Source organism: Mesorhizobium sp. M7A.F.Ca.CA.002.09.1.1 (assembly GCF_003998555.1).
Classification (GTDB): domain Bacteria; phylum Pseudomonadota; class Alphaproteobacteria; order Rhizobiales; family Rhizobiaceae; genus Mesorhizobium; species Mesorhizobium ciceri.
This window is the reverse complement of sequence record NZ_RZRR01000064.1, coordinates 1-11446: the sequence shown is the minus strand read 5'-3', so window position 1 is coordinate 11446 and position 11446 is coordinate 1. Positions and strand designations below refer to the sequence as shown.

General features: G+C 63.9%; 11 protein-coding genes. 10 read left to right on the top strand and 1 reads right to left on the bottom strand.

The annotated features are described in order from the left end of the window. The 5 genes from EN994_RS05105 to EN994_RS05085 form a co-directional block, all read left to right on the top strand. Positions 1 to 1031, top strand: a 1031-nt coding sequence (locus tag EN994_RS05105) for a homoserine dehydrogenase (RefSeq protein WP_127307422.1), incomplete at its 5' end; no start/stop codon positions are given. 2 nt (positions 1032 to 1033) lie between these two features. Continuing rightward, positions 1034 to 2062, top strand: a complete 1029-nt coding sequence (locus EN994_RS05100) for a thiamine pyrophosphate-dependent dehydrogenase E1 component subunit alpha (protein ID WP_063169131.1) — start codon at positions 1034 to 1036, stop codon at positions 2060 to 2062. Beyond that, a complete protein-coding gene (locus EN994_RS05095; RefSeq protein ID WP_027163140.1) occupies positions 2062 to 3060 on the top strand; it encodes an alpha-ketoacid dehydrogenase subunit beta in 999 nt (332 codons plus the stop codon). The genes EN994_RS05100 and EN994_RS05095 overlap by 1 nt, the downstream gene beginning before the upstream one ends. Before the next feature lie 3 nt (positions 3061 to 3063). After that, positions 3064 to 4458, top strand: a complete 1395-nt coding sequence (locus EN994_RS05090) for a pyruvate dehydrogenase complex dihydrolipoamide acetyltransferase (protein ID WP_063169130.1) — start codon at positions 3064 to 3066, stop codon at positions 4456 to 4458. A gap of 114 nt (positions 4459 to 4572) precedes the next feature. Then, a complete protein-coding gene (locus EN994_RS05085; protein WP_013529317.1) occupies positions 4573 to 4941 on the top strand; it encodes a hypothetical protein in 369 nt (122 codons plus the stop codon). Here EN994_RS05085 and EN994_RS05080 read toward each other — a convergent pair. Next, a complete protein-coding gene (locus tag EN994_RS05080) occupies positions 4938 to 5909 on the bottom strand; it encodes a sugar-binding domain-containing protein (protein WP_027162947.1) in 972 nt (323 codons plus the stop codon). The two genes, EN994_RS05085 and EN994_RS05080, sit on opposite strands and share 4 nt — an antisense overlap. 258 nt (positions 5910 to 6167) lie before the next feature. Between EN994_RS05080 and EN994_RS05075 the strand changes: the two genes are divergently transcribed. The 5 genes from EN994_RS05075 to EN994_RS05055 form a co-directional block, all read left to right on the top strand. Then, positions 6168 to 7154, top strand: coding sequence for an ABC transporter substrate-binding protein (locus tag EN994_RS05075; RefSeq protein ID WP_063169129.1), 987 nt, complete (start codon positions 6168 to 6170; stop codon positions 7152 to 7154). 92 nt (positions 7155 to 7246) lie between these two features. Beyond that, positions 7247 to 8950 carry an iron ABC transporter permease gene (locus tag EN994_RS05070; protein ID WP_063169128.1) on the top strand — a complete coding sequence of 568 codons (1704 nt, stop codon included), beginning with the start codon at positions 7247 to 7249 and terminating at the stop codon, positions 8948 to 8950. Further along, the gene (locus EN994_RS05065; protein ID WP_127307421.1) at positions 8938 to 10017 is read left to right on the top strand and encodes an ABC transporter ATP-binding protein; all 1080 of its coding nucleotides are present in this window, start codon (positions 8938 to 8940) and stop codon (positions 10015 to 10017) included. Before EN994_RS05070 ends, EN994_RS05065 begins: the two co-directional genes overlap by 13 nt. Continuing rightward, entirely contained in the window at positions 10017 to 11183 is a 1167-nt protein-coding gene (locus tag EN994_RS05060; protein ID WP_063169126.1) for an MBL fold metallo-hydrolase, read from the top strand. The genes EN994_RS05065 and EN994_RS05060 overlap by 1 nt, the downstream gene beginning before the upstream one ends. Then, a partial coding sequence (locus EN994_RS05055; RefSeq protein WP_281060131.1) for a 5'/3'-nucleotidase SurE occupies positions 11180 to 11446 on the top strand: 267 nt, incomplete at its 3' end. The genes EN994_RS05060 and EN994_RS05055, both read left to right, overlap by 4 nt.

Here is an 11446-nt window from a genome sequence, read left to right as displayed (position 1 = left end):
ACCTTGTCATCAACAATGATCTGATCGACGTCGTCATCGATGCCACCGGGGTTCCCGCCGTTGGCGCCGAGATCGGGCTGCGCGCCATGGAGCATGGCAAGCATCTGGTGATGATGAATGTCGAGGCCGACGTCACCATCGGCGCCTATCTGAAAAGCGAGGCCGACCGGCTCGGCGTCACCTATTCACTGGGCGCCGGCGATGAGCCGTCCTCCTGCATGGAGCTGATCGAGTTCGTCTCGGCCATGGGTCACCCGATCGTTGCCGCCGGCAAGGGCAAGAACAATCCGCTCAACATCGACGCTATTCCCCCGGACTATGAGGAGGAAGCCAAGCGCCGGCACATGAATGTCCGCATGCTGGTCGAATTCGTCGACGGCTCCAAGACCATGGTCGAGATGGCGGCAATCGCCAATGCCACCGGCCTGGTTCCAGACAAGGCTGGCATGCATGGCCCGGCGGCGACGCTTGGCGAACTGTCCAAGGTGCTGGTGCCGCAGAAGGATGGCGGCGTTCTGTCGAAGGTCGGCGTCGTCGACTATTCGATCGGCAAGGGTGTCGCGCCCGGCGTCTTCGTCGTTGCCGACATGTCGCATCCGCGCATCTCCGAGCGCATGGAAGATCTGAAGATGGGCAAAGGCCCGTATTTCACTTTCCATCGTCCCTATCACCTGACCTCGCTCGAGGTGCCGCTGACCTGCGCGCGCGTCGTGCTCTACGGCAAGGCCGACATGGTGCCGCTGGCCAAGCCGGTGGCCGAAGTGGCCGCCGTGGCCAAGAAGGACATGAAGCCCGGCGAGAAGCTCGATGCGATCGGCGAATATTGCTACCGCGCCTGGATCATGACGACGCCTGAAGCGCGCGCCGCCAAGGCCATTCCCTGCGGCCTGCTGCAGGGCGGCTCGGTCACCGCGCCGATCAAGAAGGGCGAACTCATAACCTACGCGAATGCAGCGCCCGCGGCGGGCTCCAAGATCGCCGAACTGCGCGCTCGCCAGGACAAGCTCGTCTATGGGACCGTGGGAGCGTGATCATGGCCACAGCCAGCAAAGCCGTCACTGACAGTCGCGCCAATCTGCCCTTCGTCTACCGCCAGTACAGCGCCGAGCAGCTCAAGCAGGTGCTCCACAAGATGTACCTGATCCGCCGCTTCGAAGAGGGCGCGGAGGAGTGCTACACGCGCGGCCTCATCCATGGCACCATGCATTTGTCGATCGGCCAGGAAGCCAGCGCCATGGGCATCTGCATGCCGCTTGCCGAGGATGACCAGATCACCTCGACGCATCGCGGTCACGGCCACTGCATTGCCAAGGGCGCCGAGGTCAAGCGCATGTTCGCCGAGTTCTTCGGCAAGACCACAGGCTACTGCAAGGGCCGTGGCGGCTCGATGCACATCGCCGATGTCGGCAAGGGCAATCTCGGCGCCAATGGCATCGTCGGTGGTGGTATCCCGATCGCCGTGGGGGCGGCATTGTCCTCCAAGATGATGAAGACCGGCAAGGTCGTGGTCTCGTTCTTCGGCGATGGCGCCAACAATGAAGGCGCTTTCCACGAGGCGCTAAACATGGCGGCGGTCTGGAAGCTGCCTGTCATTTTCGTCTGCGAGAACAATGGCTACGGCATGTCGACATCGACAGCCCGCTCGACCGCGGTCAAGAACATCGCCGAGCGCGCCGCCGCCTATTCGATGCCCGGCGTCATCGTCAACGGCAACATCTTCTCCGAGGTCGCCGAGGCGTCTCATCAGGCTGTTGCCCGAGCCCGCGCCGGCGAGGGGCCGACGCTGATCGAGTCCAAGACCTATCGCCATCGCGGCCATTCCAAGAGCGACCGCAACCGCTATCGCACCAAGGAAGAGATCGAGGACTGGATGTCGAACCGCGATCCGATCACCCTGTTCGAAAGCGAGCTCAGGGAATTCGGCTTCATCGACGACAAGGGCATCGAGGCCATTCGCGATGCCGTGGCGCAAGAGATCGCCGAGGGCATCGAGTTCGCCAAGGCGAGCCCATCGCCCGATATCAGCGAGACGGGAAATTACGTGTATACGGAGCAGGCGTGATGGACGCGATGGTGCGTGAACTGAGCTACGCCCAGGCGATCCAGGAGGCCATGGCGATCGCCATGGACATGGACGAGCGCGTTTTCCTGATGGGCGAGGATATCGGCGTCTATGGCGGCGCCTTCCAGGTCACCGGCGACCTGGTCGAACGTTACGGCGCTGACCGCGTCATCGACACGCCGATTTCGGAACTGGGCGGCGCGGGCGTTGCGGTTGGGGCTGCGCTCACCGGCATGCGGCCGATCTTCGAGTTCCAGTTTTCCGATTTCGCCACGCTTGCCATGGAGCAGATTGTCAACCAGGCGGCCAAGATGCGCTTCATGCTGGGCGGCGAGGTTTCTGTTCCCGTGGTGATGCGCTTTCCCGCCGGTTCCGGCACCGGTGCGGCGGCTCAGCACAGCCAGAGCCTCGAAGCCTGGCTCGGCCATGTGCCGGGTCTGAAAGTCATCCAGCCGGCGACCCCCTATGATGCCAAGGGCATGCTTTTGGCGGCGGTCGCCGATCCCGATCCGGTCATGATCTTCGAGCACAAGCTGCTCTACAAGATGAAGGGACCGGTGCCCGAAGGCTATTACACCGTGCCGATCGGCAAGGCCGATATCCGCCGCGAAGGCCGGGATCTCACCATCGTCGCCACCTCGATCATGGTGCAGAAGGCGCTCGACGCGGCAGCCGTGCTGGAGAGCGAAGGCATCGACGTCGAAGTCGTCGATCTCCGGACCATCCGGCCGATGGACAAGCAGACCGTCATCGACAGCGTCAAGAAGACGTCGCGGCTGCTATGCGTCTACGAAGCGGTCAAGACGCTGGGCATCGGCGCCGAGGTCAGCGCCATGATCGCCGAGAGCGAAGCGTTCGACTATCTCGACGCGCCGATCGTGCGGCTGGGCGGCGCCGAAACGCCGATCCCCTACAATCCGGAACTCGAGAAGGCGACGGTGCCGCAAATTCCGGACATCATCACCGCCGCGCGCGACCTCGTGAAAGGGGTCCGCTAGACCATGCCGACCGAAGTCATTCTTCCCAAGGTCGACATGGACATGGCGACCGGACAGATCTCGCGCTGGTTTGCCGAGGAGGGCGCGCACGTCAAGAAGGGCGATGTGCTGTTCGAGATCGAGACCGACAAGGCGGCGATGGAAATCGATGCGCCGGCCAGCGGCGTCCTGCGCGATGTCACCGGCAAAGAGGGTGTCGATATTGCGGTCGGCGCTGCCGTGGCGTGGATCTATGCCGACGGTGAGGCCTATGGGGCTGATGCTGCTGCGGCCAAGCAGGACAAGGCGCCAATCTCCCCCCCCGCGGGGGAGATGTCGACGAAGTCGACAGAGGGGGGCGCTGTCGCGCCAACGTCTCATTCTGTCACGCACCCCTCTGCCCTACCCTCTTTGCCGCCACTTGGCATCTCCCCCACAAGGGCGGAGATCGGCCAATCGCCATCGGCCGGCCGTGCAACACCGCTTGCCCGGCGCCTGGCCCGTGAGGCCGGCCTGAACCTCTCGACCGTATCTGGCACCGGCCCGTATGGCCGGGTGGTGAGGGCCGATGTCGACGCGGCCATTGCCGGTGGCGGCGCCCAGACGGCGCCTGCCGCCAAGGCTCCGGCTGGCGTGCCGGCTGCTGCTCCTGCCGCGCCGGTAAAGGCGATGTCGGACGATCAGGTCCTGAAACTGTTCGAACAGGGCTCCTACGACCTTGTCCCGCATGACAGTATGCGCAAGACCATTGCGCGCCGCCTGGTCGAGGCCAAGACCACCATTCCGCATTTCTACCTGACGCTCGACTGCGAGCTCGATGCGCTGCTGGCGCTGCGCACGCAGATCAATGCGGCAGCCCCGGTGAAGAAGACCGACAAGGGTGATGCTCCGGCCTATAAGCTGTCGGTCAACGATATGGTGATCAAGGCGATGGCGATGGCGCTGAAGGCGGTGCCCGATGCCAATGCCTCGTGGACCGAAAGCGCCATGGTCAAGCACAAGCACGCCGATGTCGGCGTTGCCGTGTCGATCCCCGGCGGGCTGATCACACCGATCATCCGCAAAGCCGACGAAAAGACGCTGTCCACCATCTCCAACGAGATGAAGGACCTCGCCAGTCGCGCCCGCAGCCGCAAGCTGAAGCCGGAAGAGTATCAGGGTGGCACCACGGCGGTGTCCAATCTCGGCATGTTCGGCATCAAGGATTTTGCCGCGGTCATCAACCCGCCGCACGCGACCATCCTGGCAGTCGGCGCCGGCGAGGAGCGGGCAGTGGTCAAGAACGGCGAGATCAGAATAGCCACCGTGATGTCGGTGACGCTGTCGACCGACCACCGCGCCGTGGACGGTGCGCTGGGTGCCGAACTGCTGGTCGCCTTCAAGAACCTCCTTGAAAATCCGATGGGCCTGCTGGTCTGATCCACCAAGCAGAAGCCGGCGCCGACTGATGCGCCGGCTTGCGACAGAAACGACTTGTCAGGCGCTGACCCTTGACCCATGTTCTATCTGGATTGCGATCCAGGGAGGCCAAATATGCCTGCATTCGACCCATCTGACGTCAAAACCCTGTTCGGCAAGGTCATGGGTGCGTCGCCATCCGACATCAAGCTGGTGGCGCAGCGCCTGCACGACCACGCCTTCGAGCCTCGCATGTCGGCGGAGGAGACCAGGCAGCTCGTCGCCAGCCTCGGCTATGACAGTCTGGACGCGTTCTGCGCCGACATCGGTCTGCCCACGCATATCGCCGAGCGGTGGAGCCGTTTTGGTGTTTCCGGCGAGATGAAGCAGGTGTTCACACTGTTGGCGGCGCAGCGCAAGCGGGTGGCCGAGGCGATCGCCGAATTCGAATCCATGACCCATGTCGGCGTCGAGGATTTTTTGCGCGAGCGCGGGCTGATCTAACCGCCCTTGGCAAGCAGCGCCGTGGCGGTATCGCTGTCAGTGATCAGCACATTGGTGTCGACGGCTTTCAGTGCGGCGAGGATCGCCGCGACCTTGCGCTTGCCGCCCGCGGCGAGAACCACATTCGGCACCTTGCCGACCACATCGAGATCGATGGCCATGACACGCCCGTTTACCTCGTGGTCCACCAAACGGCCATTGGCATCGACGAAATAGCACAGCATGTTGGCGACCGCGCCCTTCGCTTTCAACGGAGCGATCAGCGATGACGGAACGATGCCATGCCGGAAGATGGTGGCGTCCGGCGACATGTCGCCGACGGTGAGCAGCGCGATGTCGGCGGCGGCCGCGCGTTGGCGTACATCCTGCAGGGTCGGCTGCGCCCAGAGGAGATCGCGCAGCGAGGAATTGTCGACCGTGACCGGCGCGGTGATCTGGTAGCTGTCGACCTCGAAGACATCGGCTACCTTGGCGGCAACGATGGACGGATTGATCCATTGCGAGTGCGGCAGGCTGCCGACGAGCGCCACCACACAGGCACGCTTCAACTGCCGGCGGGCAAGGAAGCCGAGGCTGGCATGCAGGGTCGCGCCGCCACCGATGGCGAGCGTCATGCCGTCCTGCATCTGCTCGCCGAGATAGGCCGCGACGGCATGGCCGATGGCTTTCTCCAGATGGTCATGCGCCGAAGGCGTCGGGATGACGACGGCGGCATTCAGACCCCAGCGCTTTTCCAGTCCCCGCTCGAGCGCCACCTGCCCGGCGGTCGGCGCGTTGATCATGGTGACGACAATGCCCTCGGCGGTGCAGGAGGCCAGCGTACGCATGACCTTCACCCTGGAGACATCGAGCTTTTCGGCAATCTGTTCCTGGGTGAAACCTTCGACATAGTAGAGCCATGCCGTCTTGACGGTAAGGTCCGACGAGACCATCGGCAGGCGAGCCTGTCTGGGTTTTTCTGTGGTCATCGGTTCCTGTCCCTCATGAGCCGTGGCCTGACCGGTGCTCATCAAGGAAATACCGGCCGGATGTCAACTGATGCCGGATCTGCGGCGTGTCGATTGTCGCACATTTCTGTTCATTTGTAATTGACATCGTACATATGAACATATTTTGTGGGTTTCACGCGCTGTGTCATCCACCAGTCATATGCGCCGTGCAGGGAGGAAGAGACGGGGAGCCGGCCAGAGCCGGACCGGTCATGCACAGAAAGACAGGAGGTCTCATTGAAGACGCACTTCATCAAGCTGCTGGCCAGCCAGCTGGCGCTCGCGGCAACTTTGTTTGCCGGCGTGGCAAACGCCGAAATACTGACGCTCTACACGTCCCAGCCGGAAGCCGACGCGGCCAAGACCGTGGATGCCTTCAAGAAGGCGCAGCCGGGTATCGATGTGAATATCTATCGCTCCGGAACGAGCGACATCCTCACCAAGATGGCGGCCGAGTTTGCCGCCGGCAGCCCGCAGCCCGACGTGCTTCTGATCGCCGATGCGGTCTCGATGGAGCTGTTGAAGAAGGACGACCGGCTACTGCCCTATCCCGAGGCAAAGCTCGATGGCATCGAGGCGGATGCCTATGACGCCGACAAGACCTATTTCGGCAGCAAGCTGATCACCACCGGCATCGTTTACAACACCGCCGCGGCCGAGAAGCCGCAGCATTGGGCCGATCTTGCCAAGCCCGCCTATGCCGATGGCCTGGTCATGCCGAGCCCGCTCTATTCGGGTGCCGCCGCCTACCTGCTTTCGGGCTTCGTCGGCGACGCCAATTATGGCTGGGATTTCTTCCAGAAGCTGAAGACCAACAACACCGTCAGCGTGCGCGGCAATGGTGCGGTGCTGAAGGCGGTGGCATCGGGCGAAAAGCCCTATGGCATCCTGGTCGACTTCATGGCGATGAACGCCAAGAAGAAGGGTTCCCCGGTCGAGTTCGTGTTCCCCTCGGAAGGTGTGCCGGCAGTGACCGAACCGGTCGCCATCATGAAGACCGCCAGGAATGTCGACGGCGCCAAGAAGTTCGTCGACTTCATTCTTTCCGATGACGGCCAGAAGCTTGCGCTTTCGATGGGCTATCTGCCGGCGCGCGCCTCGGTCGGCCGCCCCGAATGGCTGCCGGAAGGCGTCAAGGTCAAGGTGATGCCGTTCGACACCAAGGCAATCGTCGCCAAAACCGACGCCGACAAGGCGAAGTTCTCGGAATTGTTCGGGGGCTGAGCCGGCAATCCAGTCAGGGGTGCCGTCCCAGCGGTATCCCTGACGGGCAAAACCCCGATCGCATCGGCTGATCGACCCCAGGAAACGCAATCATGTCAACACGGATCAGGGAAAGCCGGGGCCAGGAAATGGTCCTGACGGCGGCGGTAGCCATCGTCATCGTCCTGCTTTCCCTGCTGCCGATGCTGCGCCTGATCAAGGAGATCGTGGCGCCCGGCGGCACGCTGTCGACCGTCGCGATAAAGGCGGGGCTCGCCAGTCCGGCGACCTGGATCGCCACCTGGCACACACTGGTCGTCGGTATCGGCGGCACCCTGCTTGCGGTGCTGTCTGGAACGCTGGTGGCCGTCCTCGTCACTCTGACCGATATCCGCGCTCGCAGCGCCATGGTGCTCTGTTACGTCATGCCCTTGATGATCGCGCCGCAGGTGACGGCGCTGGCCTGGCTGCAATTGTTCGGCCCGGCAAGCCCGTTCCTCAAGCTGTTCGGGGCGGCACCGCCGCTCGGTACCAGGAACCCGCTCTATTCGACATCGGGCATCATCCTGCTGCTCGGCGTGCAGTATGGCCCGCTGGTTTTCCTGTTGGTGCGCGCCGGGCTGCGCAAGCTGCCGCGCGAGCTGGTCGAAGCCGCGCGGGCGGGCGGTGCCGGCTGGTTCACCGTGCTGGTCACCATCGTGCTGCCCTTGATGACGCCGTCGATCATGGCGGCCGCTGCCCTTGCCTTCGTCTCATGCGTCGGCAATTTCGGCATTCCGGCCTTTCTCGGCATTCCCGCCAACTATCTCGTGCTGCCGACGCTGATCTATCAGAAGCTGGCCGGCGGCGGCCCCGCCGTGCTCGGCGAAACCGCATTCCTATCGGTGCTGATCGGCATCATCGCCATGGCGGGTATCCTTGCCCAGGAGATCATGAGCCGCCGCCGCGACTATCGCATCAGCTCCACGTCGCTTTCGGCCGAACCCTATGAACTCGGTCGCTGGCGGCCTACGGTCCAGGCCGGCATGTGGCTGCTGATCATCGTGGTGCTGTTCCTGCCGCTGTTCGGGCTGGTTCTGACATCGCTGGTGCCGGGCTACGGCATCGCGCTCACCGCCAAGACGGCAACGCTCGACAATTATCGCTTCGTGCTGTTCGAGCATGACGCGGCCAGCCGCGCCTTCTTCAACAGCTTCTGGCTGTCGATCGCGGCGGCCTTCTTCGCGGTCCTGGTCGCAGTGCCGATCGGCTATCTGATCGCATGGGGCAAGCAGCGCTGGGTGCGGCTGCTCAATCTGTCGGTCGAGCTGCCCTATGCTTTGCCCGGCGTGGTGCTGGCGATCGCCTCGCTGCTCATGTTCCTGCGGCCGATCCCGCTCACCGGCATCCAGCTCTACAACACCGTCTGGATCATCCTCTACGCCTATCTCGCCCGTTTCCTGGTGCTGGCGCTGCGGCCGACCATCAGCGGCTATCACCAGATCGACCGGGCGCTGGAGGAGGCGGCGCAAGTAGCGGGCGCCGGGCTGTTCACGCGCATGCGCACGATCATCTTTCCCCTGGTGGCACCGGCGGCGATCGCCGGCGGACTACTGATCTTCATGACGGCGCTCAGCGAACTTACCGTCTCGGCGCTGCTGTGGTCGTCCGGGTCGGAGACGATCGGTGTCGTGATGTTTTCCTTCGAGCAGGGCGGCGATTCCAACTATGCGGCGGCGATGTCCGTCATCACTGTGGCGGTCACTTTCCTGTTGATGCTGGTGACCAATCTGCTTGCCCCCTACCTTCCGACCGGAGTGCTGCCATGGCGCGATTGAGCCTGGACAATGTGACCAAGAGCTTCGCCAATTTCGATGCCGTCAAGGACGTATCGATCGATGTCGGCGACGGCGAGTTCCTGGCAGTGCTCGGGCCGTCCGGCTGCGGCAAGACCACGCTGCTGCGGCTCGTTGCCGGATTCGAGAAGGTGACGTCAGGCGAGATCCGTATCGGCAGCGAGGTCGTGTCGGGCAAGGGCGGCAGCGTCGCGCCGGAAAAGCGGCGCGTCGGCATCGTCTTCCAGAACTACGCGCTGTGGCCGCACATGACGGTCGCCGAAAACATCGGCTATTCGCTGAAGGTGGCGCAGCTCGACAAGGCCGTCGCGCGCCAGAAGGTTGAAGACGCACTCGCCCTGGTCAATCTGCAAGGGCTGGGCGAGCGTCGGCCGGCCAATCTGTCCGGCGGCCAACGCCAGCGCGTGGCATTGGCGCGCTGCCTTGTCGCCGCGCCCTCGTTGGTTCTGTTCGACGAGCCGCTGGCCAATCTCGACGTGCATCTGAGGGCTTCGATGGAGGACGAGTTCGCGTCCTTCCACAAGCGCACGGGCACGACGATCGTCTACATCACCCATGACCAGGCCGAGGCGATGGCGCTGGCCGATCGGATCGCGGTGATGGATGGCGGGCGTCTTGCCCAGCTGGCGACGCCACGCGAACTCTATCATGAGCCGGCAAATGAAATGGTGGCTTCCTTCATTTCGCAGGGCATTTTGCTGCCTGCGGATGTGTTGAGCGCGGAAGAAAGAGGGCACTGCAAGGTCCGCGTTCTCGGCGCGGAACTGGTTGTCCGCTGCCGGCCAGGCGAGCGGCCGCGAACCGGGGCAAAGGTCTGCTGCCGGTCGGCCGATCTCGACGTGTCGCCGGACGGTCCCGGCTTCGATGGTCTGGTCAAGCGGGTGATCTACCAGGGTGGCTCGGCGCGCATCGAATTCACGCCTTCGACCAATCCCGACCTCACCTTGCATTTCGCACAGCCCGATCCAGTCGCGCTGGAGAGCGGAGCCCAGGCACGCCTGCGGATACGCTCCGGCTGGCTGATCCCGGCGGCGGGGGCGGCATCGTGATGATGCTCGACCTGCTCGGCGGCTTTGGCGAAAAGGGCCGCACCAGCCTTGCTGTCTGCAGCGGCAAGGATCGCATCCTGCTCGACGTCGGCATCAAGGTCGGCGCCTCGGGGGCGGACTACTATCCGGCGCTGAACGGCTCGGTCGCCGACATCGATGCGCTGTTCGTCTCGCATGCGCATGAGGATCATATCGGCGCGCTGAGCTGGCTGCTGTCGCGCGGTTATGCCGGTCCGATCTTCATGACCGCCGAGACCCGCGACGAGGCGCCTGCCACGCTCGCCGGCTATGCTGAGCCCGAGGATTTCAGGCGGTTCCCTTTTCCCGAAGATCGCCTCGAATTGTTCGAACCCGGCGACACGTTGAACAGCGGCAATTTCACGATCCGGACGGGACGCTCCGGGCATGTCGTGGGCGGCGTCTGGTTTGCCGTGGACGATGGCGAGAGCCGCGTCGCCTATTCCGCCGATGTGGTGCCGGACAGCAATGTCTTCGTCATGGACACGATCCCGCACTGCGACCTGCTTGTCCTCGATGCTTCCTACGGCGCCGATCCGGTGCCGGGGGCGGCGCGTGCGCGCGAAATCTCGCAATGGGTTGCGAGGCATTCGGGCGGGTGTCTTTTGCCGACGCCGCTCTCGGGTCGGTCGCTGGAGCTGATCGCGGCCTTGCCAGGGCCGTTCGCCATCCATGCCGGCATGCGCTCGTCCCTGGAAGCGCAGATCGGCGCCACGGCAGCCCTGTTGCCGGGCGTTTCAACGTTGCTGCGCCGCCGCCTGCAAGACGCAGCCGACTGGACCGATGCCGATCCCCTGCCGTCCATGCCGCTGCTGGCGGATGACGGCATGGGTGAAGCCGGCCCATCGTCGCGCCTCTTGCCGCGTGCCGACCATTCCGGTTTTCCGGTGCTGCTTACCGGGCATCTGCCGTCAGGTTCGCCGGGCGATGTGTTGCACAAGGCCGGTCGGGCGGACTGGGTACGCATGCCGACCCATCCGACGCTGTCGGGCAATGTCGATATCTGGGAGAAGGCCGGCCGTCCCGCGGCACTCGGCCATTCCTGCACGCCGGATCTTCTCGGCGACCTGCAATCCCACATCCCCTCGCTGCGCACGCAATGCCGCACCGGCCAGCGCATAGTGGTGTCGGAGGCAAGAAAACGATGAGAATTCTGATCTGCAACGATGACGGCATCGAAGCGCCGGGGCTTGCCCGTCTGGTCGCGGCCGCCAGCGCGTTGAGCGGCGATGTCTGGGTGGTCGCGCCCGACGGCAAGCGCACCGCCGCCGGCTCGTCATTGACGATTGCCAGGCCGTTGACCATGCGGCGCCTCAAACCGAACTGGTACGCCTGTTCCGGCACCCCGGCCGATTGCGTGGTAAGCGCCATGACCTGGTTGTTCGCCGATACGAAGAAGCCAGATCTGGTG